General features: G+C 74.5%; 10 protein-coding genes. 5 read left to right on the plus strand and 5 right to left on the minus strand.

The genetic code is table 11. The features are described 5' to 3' along the window. Positions 1 to 386: 386 nt before the first annotated feature. The gene (locus AB0L29_RS01865; RefSeq protein WP_365822259.1) at positions 387 to 1,529 is read left to right on the plus strand and encodes a Vms1/Ankzf1 family peptidyl-tRNA hydrolase; all 1,143 of its coding nucleotides are present in this window, start codon (positions 387 to 389) and stop codon (positions 1,527 to 1,529) included. 328 nt (positions 1,530 to 1,857) lie between these two features. On the opposite strand, the gene AB0L29_RS01870 is transcribed toward AB0L29_RS01865, so the two are convergent. Beyond that, positions 1,858 to 4,527 carry a glycoside hydrolase family 97 catalytic domain-containing protein gene (locus AB0L29_RS01870; protein WP_365822261.1) on the minus strand — a complete coding sequence of 890 codons (2,670 nt, stop codon included), beginning with the start codon at positions 4,525 to 4,527 and terminating at the stop codon, positions 1,858 to 1,860. Between the two features lie 898 nt (positions 4,528 to 5,425). Here AB0L29_RS01870 and AB0L29_RS01875 point away from each other — a divergent pair. Further along, entirely contained in the window at positions 5,426 to 5,917 is a 492-nt protein-coding gene (locus AB0L29_RS01875) for a hemerythrin domain-containing protein (RefSeq protein WP_365822262.1), read from the plus strand. Between the two features lie 161 nt (positions 5,918 to 6,078). On the opposite strand, the gene AB0L29_RS01880 is transcribed toward AB0L29_RS01875, so the two are convergent. The 4 genes from AB0L29_RS01880 to AB0L29_RS01895 all read right to left on the minus strand — a co-directional run bounded on the left by AB0L29_RS01880 (position 6,079) and on the right by AB0L29_RS01895 (position 11,910). Next, on the minus strand, positions 6,079 to 6,744 hold the full coding sequence (locus AB0L29_RS01880) for a DUF5825 family protein (RefSeq protein WP_365822264.1): 666 nt from the start codon (positions 6,742 to 6,744) through the stop codon (positions 6,079 to 6,081). Positions 6,745 to 6,769: 25 nt separating this feature from the next. Next, positions 6,770 to 8,695 carry a RiPP maturation radical SAM C-methyltransferase gene (locus AB0L29_RS01885; protein ID WP_365822266.1) on the minus strand — a complete coding sequence of 642 codons (1,926 nt, stop codon included), beginning with the start codon at positions 8,693 to 8,695 and terminating at the stop codon, positions 6,770 to 6,772. 144 nt (positions 8,696 to 8,839) lie between these two features. Next, positions 8,840 to 10,684: an alpha/beta fold hydrolase gene (locus AB0L29_RS01890; RefSeq protein ID WP_365822268.1), complete on the minus strand. Its 1,845-nt coding sequence runs from the start codon at positions 10,682 to 10,684 to the stop codon at positions 8,840 to 8,842. Next, positions 10,681 to 11,910 carry an MFS transporter gene (locus tag AB0L29_RS01895; RefSeq protein ID WP_365822270.1) on the minus strand — a complete coding sequence of 410 codons (1,230 nt, stop codon included), beginning with the start codon at positions 11,908 to 11,910 and terminating at the stop codon, positions 10,681 to 10,683. Before AB0L29_RS01895 ends, AB0L29_RS01890 begins: the two co-directional genes overlap by 4 nt. Before the next feature lie 1,207 nt (positions 11,911 to 13,117). Here AB0L29_RS01895 and AB0L29_RS01900 point away from each other — a divergent pair. From AB0L29_RS01900 to AB0L29_RS01910, 3 genes are all read left to right on the plus strand, one after another. Beyond that, entirely contained in the window at positions 13,118 to 13,285 is a 168-nt protein-coding gene (locus AB0L29_RS01900) for a hypothetical protein (protein WP_365822272.1), read from the plus strand. A 313-nt stretch (positions 13,286 to 13,598) separates the two neighbouring features. Continuing rightward, the gene (locus AB0L29_RS01905; protein WP_365822274.1) at positions 13,599 to 15,065 is read left to right on the plus strand and encodes a radical SAM protein; all 1,467 of its coding nucleotides are present in this window, start codon (positions 13,599 to 13,601) and stop codon (positions 15,063 to 15,065) included. A 108-nt stretch (positions 15,066 to 15,173) separates the two neighbouring features. After that, on the plus strand, positions 15,174 to 17,057 hold the full coding sequence (locus AB0L29_RS01910; protein WP_365822276.1) for a carbamoyltransferase C-terminal domain-containing protein: 1,884 nt from the start codon (positions 15,174 to 15,176) through the stop codon (positions 17,055 to 17,057). Positions 17,058 to 17,104 lie beyond the last annotated feature (47 nt).

The raw sequence follows: 17,104 nt of genomic DNA on the forward strand, positions 1-17,104 counted from the left end.
TGTCGCCGGGCTCGTGAGGGCGGGTGCCGTTTCCCGGGCGGGCCGGGGTGAGGCGGGGTGGCGGCGCGCGGAGGACCGTCGGCGGAACCGCCCGCGGTCGCCGCGGGCGGACCCGGTGGTCGCCTTCGCGCCCCGGGCCCGACGGCGCCCCCGGAGCTGTTCGCGCCCCCGGACCCGTCGGCGCCCCCGGACCTGTTTGCGCCCCCGGACTTGACGGCGCCCCAGGACCCGACCGGACCGTCCGGGGGTCCCCGGGCGGTCGTGCGTACCGGCGGAGGGCGCGGTTCCGATTCGGTGGCGTCCGCCGCGTGTCCGGCGCCGCACGCCGGGCACTCGGCCCGCCACGGGGGACGAATCCCAGGAAGAGGGAAGAAACAGGAGAAAGCATGCACCTGTCATTCCTGCAGCCGCTCTTCGATCGACGCGGACCGTGGGCGACCGTGTATTTCGATCCCGCTCACAACGACGAGACGGGGGCCAAGCAGCGCGAGCTGTCCGTACGGCAGGTCTGCCGGACGCTGGAGGAGGAAGGCGCCGACGCGGCGACCGTCGAGGCGTTGCGCGTCGCCCTGACGGCCGTCACGCCCGCGGAGGACCCCGCCGGCCGGGTCTTCTTCGCCACCGGAGGGGAAGTGGTGCTCAGCCACCGTCTCTCCCGGCCGCCGCAGGGCCAGATCGCCTCCTGGGCTCCGCTGCCCCGTCTGACGCCTCTGCTGGAACTGTCCGGCCAGGACCCCGTCTGCCTCGTGGCGTACATCGACCGGACCGGCGCCGACTTCCAGCTCCGCGGCGCGGCCGGCCCGCAGGACGCCGGGCACGTCGAGGGGGAACGGCATCCGGTTCACCGTACGGGCTCGGCCCAGTGGAACGAGCGGCACTTCCAGCTCAAGGTCGAGAACACCTGGGAGCGCAACGCCGGCGAGATCGCCGAAGCGCTCGCCTCGGCGTACGAGGAGTCCGGAGCCGACCTGGTCGTCCTGGTGGGTGACCCCCGGGAACGGCCCGCCGTGCACGAGAGGCTCCCCGAGGCCGTCCGCGAGGTCACGGTCGAGACGGAGCACGGCGGCCGCGCCGCCGGTTCCGAGTCCTCCGCGCTGGAGGAGGCCATCGAGGAGGCCCGGCGGCAGCACAGGCGCCGCCGCGTCGAGGAGGTCCTCGACCGCTTCCGCGCCGGACGGGTGGGAACCGACCGGCCGACGGACGCGGTGGAGGGACTCCCGGCCCTGGTGGAGGCCGCTCGGGAGCACCGCATCGAGACGCTGCTCGTCCGGCCCGACGGGCCGGAGCTGACCCGTGAGACATGGGTGGGCGACGAGCCCGAACAGGTGGCGGTGCGCCGCGCCGAGGTGCAGACCCTGGGCGGGAGCGACCCGGTCCCGGTGCGGGCCGACGACGCGTTGCTCCGGGTGGCGGCGGTCACGGCCGCCGACGTACTGATCGTTCCTCCCTCGGACGAGGAGGGCCCGGACCTTCCGACGGGAGGCCTCGGCGCGCTGCTGCGCTGGACGTACGAGCCGGCTCCCGCGTGACGGGCGTGCCCGGCGCACGCGCAGGACGCCGGGCGGGGGAGTGAGGCGCCGCCGGCCCGCTCCCGGCGAAGCCGCCGCGGACGCGGAAGCCCCGACCGGCTCGGGGGAGGGCCGGCCGGGGCGGTCGGGGGCGGGTGCGGAGGGCGGTCGCCTCGCGGCCAGCGGCTCCGTGGAGTTTCAGCCGAGCGATCTTCCCCACGGGCGAGGGGTGGGGCCCGGGGGCACTGTCCCCTCCGCACCCGCGCACAGTTGAACCATAAACTAAGAGGTTCTCTTTCCGCGCGGGATGTGAACCGCGCCACGGCGGCTCCCGGCCCCGGACCGGTCCTCAGTCCGCCGTGCGCAAAAGGGCGTCGCCCCAGTCCGCGTGGTCGAAGTCGACGCCGTCGCCGCCGTCGGAGACGCGCAGCGTGAGCCGTCGCACGCCGGTGACGTCCACGTCCAGGGCCACGGCGGGGCCGGAACCGGTCAGCACGTCGGTGCGGGCCAGCGTCCGCCCGTCGCCGATCACCTCGAAGGCGACCGTGCCCGCCCCGCCGGCCTCGTCGTCGACGCCCACCCGCGCGGTGAACCTCTCGTACCCGCCGGAGACGTCGAGCGAGACCTCGGACTCGGCGTGCACCCCGAGGCCCCTGTCGTACGCGGTTCCGCGGATGCGCAGCGGCCCTCCGTCACCGCGGCCGCTCTCGCCGTTCGACGTGTCGCGCTCCACCGGACCCCAGCCGTTGCGTTCGGCGGCGAAGGCCAGGTCGCTGACGTAGTCCACACCCGGCGGCGACACGAAGACGCGCAGCGTCCTGTCCGAGCGCAGGCGCGGCGCGGTGGCCGCGGCGCCGGGGACGGCGTACCGGGCGCTCACCACGACGTCGCCGTACCCGTGGGCCGCGTCCTGCGGGATCCGCACCCGCCAGCGCGTGCCGAGCGGCCGTCCCGTCGGCAGTTCGCCCGCCTCGGCACCCGCCCCGTCGACCGTCCACCCCTTCGGCACGGTCACCCCCAGCGTGACGTCCTCGACGGGACCGAACTCCTCGACGAGGTAGCGGGCGTCGACCTCCACCACGGTGCCGGGGTCGGCCTGGGACCTGTCCGCACGCGCCGTCAGGACGGTCAGCGGGAGGCGCCGCACCGGCTCGTCGCACGTCGTGCGTCCCGGCCCGTCCCGGCAGACGAGCCCGGCGAACCCGCCGCCCTCGGCCACCGGGATCTCGAGCACGTCCCCGCGGCGGGCGACCCGGCTGTCACGGACGAGCCCGTCCTGCCCGTCGCGGACGGTCTCCACCCGCCAGCGCCCTTCCGGAAGGAAGTCCAGGGCGATCCGCCGCGTGGCCGGGCCGTCGGCGAAGACCCCGCCCAGGAACCAGCGGTCCGCGTGCCGCCGCGCGAACGCCGCCCCGTCCCCGGGACCGCCGGACAGCAGGCGCGTCTCGTCCCAGACGGTGGGCACCTGCTCCAGGAAACGTTCCAGCTGCGGTCGTTCCCGGTAGGTCTCGACCGAGCCGGCGTAGTGCTGGAGGCCCGACTCGTAGACCACGGACAGCGCGAGTTCGGCGGCGTCGGTGAGGTTGCGCCGCCCGAACTGCAGGCCCATGGGGGTGTAGTCCATGGAGCCGACGACATTGCGCGTGTACGGCAACGTGGCGATGTCCTCACGCGCCACGTCGCCCTGTTCGGCCCCGTAGACCGCTTCCATCGTCATCACGTGCGGCCAGGTGCGCTGGATGCCGTGCGGAAGGGTCGAGCCGTGGAAGTTGACGAGCAGCCGGTGCTCGGCGGTGGCCCGGAGGACCTCGTCGTACCAGCGCAGGCGCGCCTGGGAGTCGGAGTCCATGAAGTCGATCTTCAGCCCGGCGGCACCCCACCCCCGGACCCGGGACAGGGTCTCCTCGCGCTCGGCGGCGGTGTCGAGATCGGTCCAGTGCATCCACAGCAGGATCTTCACGCCGCGGCGCTGGGCGTACTCGATGAGCCGGGGCATCCAGTCGGTGGTCTTCCAGCCGTCGTCGACCAGCGTGTACTCCCAGCCGTGGGCGGCGCTGTAGTCGACGAAGCGCTTCTGCGTGTCCAGGTCGCGCTGGGCAGCCGCGAATCCGGCCAGCCAGGACCAGGCGACGCGGCCCGGGCGGATCCACGAGGTGTCGCCGATACGGGAGCGGGGAGCCAGATCGTCGACGAGGGTCGACTCGGCGACCGTGGCCGGATCACCGATGATCGCCGTGCGCCACGGCGTCGCGAGGGGGCCGGGCGCGGTGATCCGCGGGTCGGCGAGTTCGACGCCGTACGAGGCGCTCCCCTCCCGGTGCGCCAGGCGGCTGCCGGCGTAACGCCCGTCGACGTCCGACTCCGTGAGCAGGACGAGGTCGTCACCGACCTCGAAGAGCGAGGGATAGCCGTACTCACCGGACTCGGCCCCCGCGGCGGTGGTCTCCGTGTGGGGCCGTTCGTAGTTGACGGTGTACCGCTTGAGCCAGGCGCGCGAGGAGTCCGGGAGCCGGAAGGCCGACGCCTCCCGCAGGACGGCCACCTCCCGGCGCTCCGGCAGGACGTAGCGGTAGGCGACGCCGTCCTGCGCGACCCGCACCACGACGTCGAGCCGGGCGCCCCCCTCGCCGGTGAAGGACAGGGTGGTCTGCGTCATCCGTGCCGAGCGCTCGCGCTGTTTGCCGGTGGTGGTCCTGTAGTGCTCGGTGACCTGCCGGGTCAGGCTCCCGGCCGGCCGCAGCCCGGACGTCAGGTCGGCCGCCTCGGTCACGATGCCCAGGGGAGCGGGCTGGAGGAGCGTGACGGAGCCGCGGCGCACCGAGAGGGAGAGGGTGCCGTCGGAGCCGTCGAGGTCGACCGTGGCCGTCAGCCGGTCCTCCGGTGCGGTGCCGGGCCGGGTGACCGGCCATCTTCTGTCCTGTCCCGCCTGCCGTCCGGCCGCATCGGCCGCCGGTGCCGGCGACACCGCGGCGGCCAGGACGCCCAGTACGGTGATCAACAGCAGCAGGACTTTTCGCATTGCGCGCGGATCTGGAGTCGGCATGGTCCTCCGCCCGTGTCTGACAACGTTGTCCAGCTGCTTACCGCCTGTGGCCGGGCCCGTAAAGGCCCCGCGCACGACTCGCCCCGCGACGGCCGCGGCGAGGGGCGAGTACGAGACAGCGCGACGTGGTCCGCGGCAGAGCGCCGGCCCGTCCGTCCACACGGCCGGAGGCGCGGTCCGCCGCCGCCCGGAGCCGATGCCGCCGGGACGGCGGTGCGCCGGTGCCCCCGCCCGTCCGCCCTGGTGCGCCCGCCCTTCGGGGACGAGGGGATCGTCGTGCGCAAGGGCGCGGGGCCGCCGGGCACGCCGGGCACGGGCGCGCCGGGCGGGTGCGGCGCCCCGGACAGCCCTTCGGAAACCGTGCTGTCGTGCCGCCCGGCCCGGCGCGCCATGTGGTTCGGACCGGAACGCCGAACCGTCCCCCTCCTCGCCAAGGAGGACCGTGCGCCCGGGGCGGCAGCCGGCCCGGCCGTCCGCCGGGACGTCCGTCCCCACCGCACGTGGAGCGGCCCCGCCCGCGGCCGCGGTGCACGGACGGCCCGGGTTCCACGGCCGCGGCGACCGGCGGCGGCCCGCGCGCCGCCCGCCTCCGGCCCGGAGCGGGCGGCGCGTCCGTGGCCGCGGGGAACGCCGCATGGGCCTCCGCCCGAGGCCGCTCCTGACCGGAACCCACCGACGGCGGCGGCCATGAGGCGCTCCTGACCGGAACTCGCCGACGGCGGCGGCCATGAGGCGCTCCTGACCGGAACTCGCCGACGGCGGTGGCCATGAGGCCGGGAGCGCTCGAATCGGCGGGACGGGAAGCGCTCGAAACGGCGGGAAGGGGGTAAGCGGAAGGGGCCCGATCCCCTCGTACGAAAGGCGCATCTGTTCCATGGCCGAGACCCGAGACGTCGTCGAGCTCATTCTCCAGGACCACCGGCGGATGGAGGACCTCTTCCGCCAGATGCGAAGCGTCGAAGCCGACCGGGCGGCCGCGCTGCGGGAGTTCGCGGACCTGCTGATCGCGCACGCGCTGGCCGAGGAGTCCGAGGTCTACCCCGCCCTCAAGCGGTACAAGAACATCGACGACGAAGAGGTCGAGCACGGCGAGCACGAGCACGACGAGGGCAACCAGGCCCTCCTGGACCTCCTGGAGGTGGAGGAGATCGGCTCCGAGGAGTGGGACTCGAAGCTGGAGGCGCTCGTGGAGGCCGTCACCCACCACGCCGACGAGGAGGAGCGCACCATCCTCAACGGAGCGCGGGAGAACGTGGCGATGCGGCGGCGGGAGGAGCTGGGCGCGGCCTTCCTGGAGGAGCGTGAGCGCCAGCTGAAGTCCGGCTGCGGCTCCGTGGACAACGTGCGCCGGATCGTCCGGTCCTGACCCGCGCCCGTCCCGTGGGCCGCCCGCGCCGCCGCACCGCGCCGCCGCCCCGGTGAGCGGGAGGGCCCGGGGTGCTCCCGCGCACCTCCGGGCCCCGGGGCCGGGCACCCGGTCGAGGGGCCCGCCCGGACTTCGGCCGTGCGAGCGGCCGGGACGCGGCGTCAGATGGTCATCGACTCCTGGAGCCAGCGGCTGATCCGGTACGGCACCCACCAGGCGAGCGGACCGACGTCGAGGACGAGTTTCTCGCCGCGGAAGTCCTCCAGGACGGCGGCCGGCACGGAGTCCGCCGGCGCCCCGTACGCCAGGCGCTCGATCGTGCGCTCGTACTCCGGTTCGTCGGCGGTGAAGCGGCGCAGCTCCCCCCAGCGGCGGTCCCGGATCTGCACGAAGCCGGGCCCCTTGCGCCACAGGCACTTGCACAGGTAGTGCCCCCGCCGCCAGGCGCGCAGGGCCTCGCCGGACCCGGCGAGGCCCTCGACGCGCCGGGGCGGCTGCAGGTGGCTGAGGACCTGCCAGTCGTCCGCGGCCGCCGCCGGGTCGAGGCGGAGGTCCCACTCGACCAGGACGGCCCGCGCGGTCAGGTCCCGCACCAGGCTCAGCGCGGCCACCACCCCGGCGGCCCGCCCGGGGCCCGTGCCGCCCGCGAGGTCGACGGTCCCGGGCAGCCGTACGCGCCGGGCACCGAGCCGCCAGAGCCGTTCGCTCTCGCCCTCCAGCGGGCCGGACAGGGCGAGTTCGCCCAGGAACATGCCGGGCAGCTCGCAGGCGGCGGGGTCGTAGTCGCGCCAGGCGAGGACGGCGGGCGGGCTCAGGGTGGTGCTCATGGATGTGCTCCTCCTCGGGACGCGGTCATGCGCGGACGGGCTCGGCGGCGGGCTCGGCGGGCGCGGGCTCCGCCGCGTGGGCGTGGCGCATGAAGTCCAGCCGCAGCAGGTCCTCGTTGACGGCGGCCGGGGCGATGTGGACGTACTGCCCGCCGTCGGTGAAGACCAGCCCGAGAGCGGTCCAGGAGTCCAGGAGCCGCTGCACGCCGGCCTCGTCACGGGCGGCCCCGGGCGCCTTGCGCGCGGCCTTGCGGGTGAGGGCGGCAGTGGTGTGCGGCTGGTCGAGGAGGCGGAAGGCGGCCTGCTCGAAGGGGTCGGTGAGCTCCATCGTCCGCCAGTCGAAGGCGCGGCGCCGGGAGACCAGGACGATCCGGTCGCTCAGGTCGGCATGGGTCAGCCGGGCGTCGGCGTGGTGCTTCTTCCAGGCGGCCAGCGCGTCGTTGAGCGCGGTGACGGTCGGCTCGCCGATGCCTCGCTCCGGTGCCTCGAAGACGTACGCGAGGTCGTACAGCTCCTCCTCCGGCAGGTCGTAGGTGAAGCGGTAGTGCTCCTCGGGCCGCAGGCCGGTGAAGCCGAGTTCGGGCCGCTCGAAGTACGGGCTGAAGCGCTCGATGGCGATCCGGGCCGACAGGTCGACCGGCGGGTCGAGGTGTTCCAGCGCCGGTATCTGGGCGATCACCGGTTCGTAGTCCTGGGCCCTCTCGCCGGGGAAGCCGTGGAGGTAGTTCCAGGCGACGGACAGGCCGGTCTCGGCGCCGTCGCGGAGCATCCGCACGTTCTGGCAGCCGCTGACGCCCTTGTCCATCAGGTCCAGGACCCGGTGGTTGAGCGATTCGATACCGGGCTGGACGTAGATCATCCCCGCCTCGGCGAGGGTACGGAGCTGGGCGCGGCGCATGTTGGCCTTGATCTCGATGTGCAGCCGCAGGTCGTACCCGCTGTCGATGATCCGGGGCAGCACGGTCGTCAGATAGCCCATGTCGAGGATGTTGTCGACGACGTACATGTCCAGGACCCGGTGGCGGCGCGCCAGTTCGACGATCTCCTCGTAGAAGGTGTCCGGGCTCTTGGAACGGAACTCCATGAACGAGCCGTTGAGCCCGCAGAAGGTGCAGTGGTGCTTCTCGCCCCACCAGCAGCCGCGGGCGCCCTCGACGACCAGTTTGGGCTCGACCCAGTTGCGGGCGACGGAGGCGGCCAGGCGCTCGAAGTAGCCGCTGTAGTCGGGCGGCAGGATCGCGGCGGGCGGCAGCGGGCGGGCGGCCATGGGGTTGGCGCGGCTCTCCCCGCCGGGGCCCCGGTGGCACAGGCCGGGCACTTCGCGGAGGTCCGAGCCGTCGGCGAGCGCGGTGAGCAGCTGCGGGAAGGCGGCCTCGCCCTCTCCCCGCACGACGTGGTCGACGAAGGGGAAGTTGCGGTGCACGGCGGCGCCCTGCGCCCCGTCGCAGTTGGCCCCGCCCATGACGGTGACGATGTGCGGGGCGAGCCGCTTGACGTGCCGGGCGGCGGCGAGCGCCGCGGTGTTCTGCTGGAAGGTGGAGGTGAACCCGACGACGTCGGGCGCCTGCGCGACGATCCGCCGCGCGATCTCGTCGACGAACTCCGGGACCACCCGGTGCAGCGCACGCGTCATGGCCATGCGCGACTTCTTGAGTTTCCCGCGCATCACCGCGGTGAACTCCTCCTCGCGCCAGTGCGGGTCGTCGTGGAGGGCGGAGGAGAACACCCAGTCGCCGCAGCCCATGAAGTAGGACGACAGGGCGTAGTACTCGTAGTCGTCGCCGGTGAACTCGGTACGCGCGGTGATCCAGTCGGTGAATTCGAGATTGGCGTGCAGGACCTCGGCCTCGGCGCCGGGCACACGCTCGTCCACGCTCCGTTTGAGGATTCCCAGCGCGAGGGACGGGAGGTCGATGGGCGACCAGGGCATGTTGACCAGCAGGACACGCATGTCGGCTCCTCGGGGATGGGGGACCGGCCGGCCCGGCGGTGCATCACCGGGCCGGCCGGCGGGGATCAGTCCTCGTCCGTGTCCTCGGCGTTGCGGAACGGGACGGTGACCGTGATGCCGACGCTCGGCTTGCGGTTCTCCTCGTCACCCGCGAGCGGGTCGTTGTGGATGATGTCCTTCTGCATGGGGCCTTCTCCTCTCCGTGGTGCGTTCGGCGGTGCGGTGCTCCCCGCTCCGGGCGGAGCGGGGCGTCTGGGGGCGGCGTGCCGGGCCGCGCAGTTCCCGGTCGAGGAAGACCACGGCCCGGCGCAGCACGGTGACGTGGTCGTGGCCGTCGTAGCCGTCGTGGCCGGAGTCGAGCCACAGCGATTCGTGCCGGACCCCGGCGGCGCGCAGCGCGGCGAGGTAGCCGCGGACCTGGCCGGGGGGACATTTGGCGTCGTGGGTGGCGGCGGCCACCAGCAGCGGGGCGCGGACCGCGGCGGCGTAGTGGATCGGTGAGCTGCGCGCGTACCGCTCGGGGACCTCGTCGGGCGTGCCGCCGAACAGCCGCTCGTCCAGGGCGCGCAGGGCCGGGGTGGTGGTGCGGTGGGCGGCCGCGCAGTCGGCGACCGGTTTGACCGCGACCCCCGCCTGCCACAGGCCGGGGCGGGTGCCGAGGGCGAGCAGGACGAGGTAGCCGCCCCAGGAGGTGCCCCACAGCCCCACGGCGTCCGCGCGGATCAGCCCGCGGGCGACGAGGTCGGCCCGGACCGAGGCCAGGTCCTCGACCTGGGTGAGGCCCACTCCCCGGCCGAAGGCGCGCCGCCAGCGCGGCCCGTACCCGGTGGAGCCGCGGTAGTTGACGCGGACGACGGCGAAACCGGAGGCGACCAGGGAGTGCACGACGCCGTCGTAGGCGTCGCGGTCGTGGTCGGCGGGCCCGCCGTGCACCAGGAACACCGCGGGGAGCGGGCCGCGCGGTGCGTCGGGCAGGCTGAGCAGGGTGTGCACGGGCCCGTCCGGTCCGGGTGTCCACACGTCCCGGTGGGTGCCGGGGACCCGGCCGGCGACGGTGGGCAGCACGGGCAGGGCGGTGCCGCGCGTGGAGCGCAGCCGGGGCGGGTGGCCGGTGGCCGTCCAGAGGTAGTGGAGGTCGCCCCCGGGCCGGGTGGCCGCGTCCAGGAGGGTGCCCGGCGGGGTCGGGACGGGGACGAGGGTGCGTGCGGCGAGGTCGGCGCGGTGCAGGGCGGAGCGCCCGTGGCGGTCCTGGCGCACCAGGACGGAGCGGCCGTCCCCGTCCCAGCGGGCGGTGATCTCGGTGTCGAAGGCGCACCACTCGTGGGTGCTCAGTCCGGTGCCGGGCCGCCAGGTCGCCAGGACGTAGCGGTCCTCGCACTCGCGCACGAGGAGGAGTTCCCCGTCGTCGCCGGCGGGGGAGAAGCCCAGGGACCACAGCCGGCCGGTGTCGCCGCCGTCGGGCAGGACGGCCCGTACGGCTCCCTCGCCGGTGAGGACGGTGACGGCGCCGGCACCGGCGAGGGCGAGCAGCCGGCCCCCGGGCGTGATGCCGGTGAGCGTGGCGTGGCCGTCGGTCCGGGCCACCGTGCGGGCCGCGCCGCCGCGCGGGCCCACGTGGACGGTGGTGGCGTGCCCGTCCCCGAGCGCGACGGCGACGGTGGCGCGGTCGCTCACCGCGAGGCCCCGGGGGAGCCCGGGCGGGACGTCCGTCAGCCCGGGCCGGTCGGGGCCGCCGGTGAAGGGCTGGAACCGCCAGTGTCCCGAACCGTGTTCGTCCTCGTCGAACCACCACACGTGCGCGTCCCGGTCGATGGCGCCGTGCAGGGTGCCCCGGGGGCGCCGGGTGACCTGCCGGGCGCGGCGGGCGGCGGCGTCCCAGGTGAACACCTCGCAACGGCCATCGGCGTCGGCGGTGAAGACCATCTTGGCCGGGTCGGCGGCGCACACCTCCGGCAGGGCGGCCCGGTACACCTGGTAGCCGCCGGTCATCCGGCCGCCCCCGCCGCGAGGGCACCGCGCACCGGGCGCCGGGAGGTGTGGACCGCGAGGACGGCCAGGGCCGCACCGCAGACGGCCGCGGGCGCGGCGGTGGAGACCCGGTCGGCGAGGGCGCCGGCGAGGACGGGGGCCAGGGCGGCGGCACCCGTGGCCGCGGTGGCCAGGACCGCACCGGTGCGGGCCTGGAGCGCGGGCGCGGTGGTCTGCAGGGCCCGGGCCTGGAGCACCACGGAGGCGAGCGGCATCAGCAGGCACACCAGAGCGAACAGCAGCCCGTACGCCCACGCTCCCGTGACGGTGGCGAGCGCGACGGCGAGGGGGACGAGCAGCCAGGTCACGCCGGTCACGACCCGCGAGCCGCCGAAACGTTTCGCCACCCGGGGTGCGGCCAGCGCCCCGGCCAGGCCGGCGGCGCCCGAGAAGGCCAGGACCACACCCAGCACGGCGCCGCCGTGGCCGGCGCGCTGGAGGGTGAAGACGGCTCCGTAGTACAGCGCCACCACGACGACGTTGACGGTGGCGCTCCACACCAGGACCAGCCGCAGCAGCGGGGAGGAACGCACCAGCCGCAGCCCGGCCGCGCCCTCCCGCAGCAGTCCCTCGCCGCGCTCCCGCGGCGCCGGCGCGCCGAGGTCCGCGCGCATGGCCCGCACGCACAGGGCGCTGACGACGTAGGAGAGGGCGTCGGCGAGGAACGGAAGCGCGCGGGCGGCCTGGTAGAGGAGACCGCCCAGCGCCGGGCCGACGACCAGCGCGCCCTGGTCGGCGGCGGTGAGCCGGGCGATCGCCCGGGGCTGCTCGGGCCCCGGGCAGATCAGCGCGACCGTCCCGCGCCCCGCCGCCTCGAAGCAGGCGGTCGCCAACCGCTCGACCAGGAGGGCGGCGAGGATCAGCCCCAGGGGCGGCCTGCCGGTGGCCAGGGCCAGGGCCACGCAGCCCATGGCGAGCGCGGAGACGGACGCGGAGGCGAGCATCACGCGCTTGCGCGCGCCCCGGTCGGCGGGGACGGCGACGAGCGGGCCGAGGAGGAGCCCGACGGCGGTGGAGACACCGGCGACCAGGCCGACGGCCTGGGCCGAGTGGCCCAGTCCCAGGAGGAGCAGGGGGAGCACGGCGCCGGAGGCCTGGCTGCCGACCCCGTCGGCGGCGCTGGCCCCCCACAGGAGCCGGAAGTCACGTGATCCCGCCCGGTGGTGGGACGGTCGTGCGGTCGACACTGGCCGTTCCACGGAGCACCTCACCGATTTGGCGAAACCGTGCGGGAAGTGTGGGGGAGGTGAAACGACCGGGAGCTTAATCACGCCCGAACAGGCGCCACAAGGGCCCTTCACGGATGGCCGGATCCGTGCAGCGAGGCGCCGGGGAGGGCGCGGCCGGCCGTCCGGGGAAATGGGGGTGATCGTTCCGCCGGCGGGAAGAGAAGGACCCCCTTTCTCCAGGGGAAACGCGGGACGGCGCCTGCCTCCCGGCCGGGGGAACCGGACGGACGGGTGCCGGCGGGAGACAGGTCGTCCGTGGCGCGGGGGCGCCGTTGCGGGACACCTTCGGCCGAGAACGTTCGCCGCGACCGGACGCCACCGGTGAACCTCCGGTCCGGGAGAGCGGCACCGCGGTGCCTCCCCGCGCTCCTCGGAGCCCCGTGCCCCCGGCCCGGCCGGGCTCCGCGAGGGGAGAGGGCCGCGGGGCGGGTTCCGCCACGCGGAGCCCGCCGCTTCACGCCCGGCCGGATGCGCGCCCTGCCCGGTGCCGCCGATCGCCCGGGCTCCGGCTGCCGCACCTTCGCGGAGACGGCCCGGAGCCCGGGCGGTGAGCGCTTCGCGGACGGACTCACCGACCGGGCAAGGCGATCCGGATCGCAGCGACGCAACGCCGGGCCGTTCGCGCGGGCGGCGCCCCGGTCCGGCTCCGCCGTGCCGGCGATTCGGCCGTGTCGGCGATTCGGCCGGGCCGGACGCCGTGAACGCGCGTACGCCCGCGGCTTCCCCGCCGCGGGCGCGTGTACGGCCGTCGGCTTCTGCTCCGCGAACGCGCGTACGGCCGTCGGCTCCCCCGCCGCGAACGCGCGTACGGCCGTCGGCTTCCCCGCCGTGGACGACCCGCGAGACCCGCGAGACCCGCGAGACCCGCGGGACCCGCAGGCCCGGCCCCCGGACACCGTATCCGCCCGTTCATGTCCGGAATGCAGTGCGTGCGCGCGTATTGGGGGAGTGCCCGGCGGCGCGCCCGGTCGCGCCGGATCATGAGGGGCGTGCGGGTGAATCGGCAGACGGGAGCGGAAAATACCGAATGACGGGAGATCGATTAAGCCGGGAAACCCGCGGAGCGGTGCGCTTTTCCAAGCGTGACCGGTTGAAGTCTTCTTGGGTGTCTCTTTCTTCTGCTTCAGTGGGGCGCGTTGTGTGTCGCACCTACTGAGGAGGCCACATGGCCGAAGTCAAGAAGGTCGCCCGTCCCGCGGTCACCGCGTCGTCCCGTCCGTGCGCGTTCGTCTCGCCGGACAAGGGCAACGCCCCGACCATCACGCCCGCCCGCAAGCAGGCGGAGGTCGTCTCGGTCCCCGCTGAGCAGCGGGAAGAGTGTACGTCGGCCTAAGGGCTGAGGTTCTCCGGGGCCCCGCTCACGGGCCGGGCCCCGGTCTGCAGGGCGGGCCGGGCCCGGAGGCGAGACCGGGCCGCGTCCAACGGCCCCGCTCCCGGTCCTTTCCACCGGCGCCGTGCCGCACGCCGCGCGCCCGGAGCGCGCCGTCCGCCGCGTCGGAAGTCGCAAGACGCAGGGAGAAATCTTCAGCATGCAGAATTCGGTGTACCAGTCCTCGCGCTATGTCCGCACGTTGCGGGCGACGGGAGATCGTGATTTCACGTCGTTCGGAGGCCGGCTCGACTCCTATGAGGGAGACGAGCAAACCATGGCCTTTCATTCACTCTTCGGAAATGCGCGGTTGATCGACCGGGACATCGTCGAACTCCTCAAGGAGGCGGACCGGGGCATCAGCTGGGACCGGCTGCGGGAGCGGGTCGGCGACGACTCGCTGCGCGACCTCGTCGAGGCCCGGTTCCTCGTCGAGGCGGGGCACGACGAGGCCCGGGAGATCGACGGCCTGCTGGAGAGCCGGCGGAGCGCGCTCGGCACCGGCGTGTTCCACTCCTCCATCCAGCTCGTGCTCACCAACGCCTGCAACTTCTCCTGCCAGGGCTGCTTCGCGTACAACTTCGACGGCGGCGTCGAGGAGCGCAACACCTCCGGCGAGTCGGTCAAACCCGGTCCGGTCCTGGTCGAACTGCGCCGCTCGCGCGAGGACGCGGCCCCCGCCCGCCAGGACTCCGGCCCCACCCTCGCCCGGGGCGACTGGAACCACGGCTCGAACGAGGCCCGCAACCCCTCGATGCACATGTCGCGCGAGGTGGCCGAGAAGACCATCAAGGAGGCCATCGAGCTGCGCAAGGCCAACGGCGGCGGCCACCTGACGGTGTCGTTCTTCGGCGGCGAGCCCACCCTGGCGCGCGGCACCATCCTGCACGTGCTGCGCACCTTCGGCGACCGCCACGACGGGGTCACCCTCTCCTACGACCTGACCAGCAACGGCTCCCGTATCGACGACGAACTGCTGGCGGCCCTGGCCCGGCACCGCGTCGACACCACCGTCTCCATCGACTACCTGGTCCCGGAGACCGGCGAGTTCCGCGGCGGGCAGCAGCAGCGCACCCCGTGGGCGGTGGTCCGCAAGGCGATCCTCGACATGAAGGCCGCGGGCGTCCCGGTCAGCATCACTTCGGTGCTCTCGCAGTACACCTGGGACAAGTGGGGCACCCCGCTGATCGACTTCGTCGCCGAGGCCGGTCTGGACACCCTGGACGTGATCGTGTCGTTCCAGGCCAAGGAGTTCTTCGACCGGCACAGCCCGCACGACGTGGCGCAGCGGCTGCTGGCCGCCGTCGACTACGGGCGCGAGCGCGGCGTGCAGCTCAGCGGCTACTGGTACCAGACCTTCCAGATGATCATCGACGAGGGCAAGTGGGCCGAGCAGGCCGACTACAAGACCTGCCCGGCGGTCGGCCGCCAGCTCTCCATCGAGCCCAACGGCAGCGTCTTCGCCTGCAAGGCCACCGCCCGCAAGCTGGGCACCATCGACGACTGGCGCGGCATCTTCTCCTCCCCCGCCTACCAGGACTACGGCATGCGGGCCTACACCAACGGCCCCGGCTGCCAGGGCTGCGAGCTGCAGGGCACCTGCTCGGGGGGCTCCGCCGGCGCGCTGGAGGAGGAGAACGGCTCGATCCAGGTGATGTCGCCCGGCTACTGCGCCTACATGCGCGAGGTGGTACAGGGCCTCCTGGAGCGCCACCACGCCCAGAGCCTCGCCGCCATGTCCTGATCCAGGCCCCGGCGATCCCCGCTCCGGCCCGCCCCGCGCGAGGTGGGCCGCCGATCCACGACCCGGCCCCGCGACCTTCGCCCCGGCCGAGGAAGGGTGACTGGTTCCATGGCAACGATCGGAATGCACTTCGGCCATGACGCGGGTGCCGCGCTCACCGACGCGGGCGGCTACCGCGTCATCGAGGCCGAGCGCCGCCTGGGGCTGCGCCATGTGTGCGGCGGCAACGGCGGCTTCCCGCAGGCCGCCGCCGAGTGGCTGGCGGAGCTGCGGGAGGGGGCGGCCAGCCCGGTGACCCGCGTCGCCGTGGCCGACTGGTACACGCCGATGTGCCGGGTGCTGCCCCCGGCGCTGGTCGAGCTCGTCAACGACGACGCCCGCTGGACGGCCACCGGCGGCGCGGGCCTCGCCGACGCGGTGACCCGGGTGATCAAACCCCTGGACTGGCCGCTGGCCGAGGGGTTAGGCGACATCACCCTGACCGCGGTGCGCCACCACTACGCGCACGCCGCCCTCGCGTACTACACCTCCGGGGCCCGCAAGGCCCTGGTGCTGGCCCTGGACGGGACGGGGAACTACGCCGAGTGCGGCATGGTGTGCCTGGGCGACGGAGACCAGCTCACCCCGGTGATGTCGTTCACCAACCGCACCGGCCCGCGCTTCGGCCTCGTCTACGAGGCGCTCGCCCGGCGCGTGCACGGCAGCCAGTTCGACACCGGCAAACTGCTCGGGCTGACGGCCACCGGGGAGACCGACGACCGCCTGCTGCCGGTGCTGCGCGCCATGCTCGTCCCGCAGTCCACCCGGCGCGCCTCGCCGGACCTGTACGAGCCGCTCGACGAGGACCGGCTGACCGGCACGGCGCTGCGCTACGCCGACACCTGGTGGGAGTACGACCCCGGCAGCGGCGGGTACCTGGACGCGGGCCTGGCCGACTCCTCGGACGAGGACGTGGTGCACTCCTTCGGATCGGTCTTCCCCGACGAGATCCGCACCGCCGACGGCCGCACCACCACGGTCGGCACCTCGCCCGACGACCGGGTCTGCCGGGACCTGGCGGCCACCTTGCAGAGCGCCGTGGAGCGGGACCTGACGCGTCTGGTCACCGGCGTCAGCCGGCGCTTCCCCGGCTACGCCACGCTCTGCTACGCGGGCGGCTGCGCGCTCAACATCACCGCCAACAGCCGCCTCGCCGAGTCGGGCCAGTTCACCCGGGTGTCCATCCCGACCTGCTGCGACGACTCGGGGATCGCGCTGGGCGCGGCGCTGGCGGCCGCCGACCCGGCCGACCGCCCCGCCCTGCTGGGACGCGCGCAGTGGGCGCCGCTGGCCTATGCCGGACCGCCGCTGCAGGGCCTGGGCGCGGCGGAGGGCGACGACGCGGCCCGGGCCGCCGGCCTGGCACGGCGGCTGGAGAGCCTCGGGCTGTCGCTGCGCCGCCCGGCCGACGACGAGGACTTCGTCCAGGCCGTCGCCGAGCTGCTGGCCGGCCGGCGGTGCGTGGCCTGGCTGGAGGGCGGCCTGGAGACCGGGCCGCGCGCGCTGGGCCACCGCTCGCTGCTGGTCTCGGCCCACTGGAGCGGCGCCCGCCGGTACGTCTCCCAGACGATCAAGCGCCGGGAGTGGTTCCGGCCGGTCGCGCCGATCTGCCCGGAGGAGGTGGCCGACCGGTACTTCACCGGGCCCCTGGACCACGCGCAGACCATGCTGTTCGCCGTGCGGGTGCGGCCCGAGCGGGCCGGGCAGCTCGCCGAGGCCCGGCACATCGACGGCACGGCCCGCCTCCAGACCGTACGGCCCGACGCGCAGCCCCTGCTGCACCGGCTGTGCCACGCGGTCGCCGCTCGCACCCGGTTGCCCGTGCTCGTCAACACCAGCGCCAACGGCGGCGGCCGCCCCATCCTCAACCACCTCGACGAGGCCCTGGAACTGCTCACGGAGACGGAGCTGGACGCCGTGGCGCTGCCCGGACTCCGCGTGATCGTCGAGTGATCCCCGTCCCGTCCGATGCCCCCGTCGCCGTCCGCCCGGCGCCCCGG

Origin of the sequence: Streptomyces sp. NPDC052701 (genome assembly GCF_040678355.1) — a bacterium.
Lineage (GTDB): Bacteria > Actinomycetota > Actinomycetes > Streptomycetales > Streptomycetaceae > Streptomyces.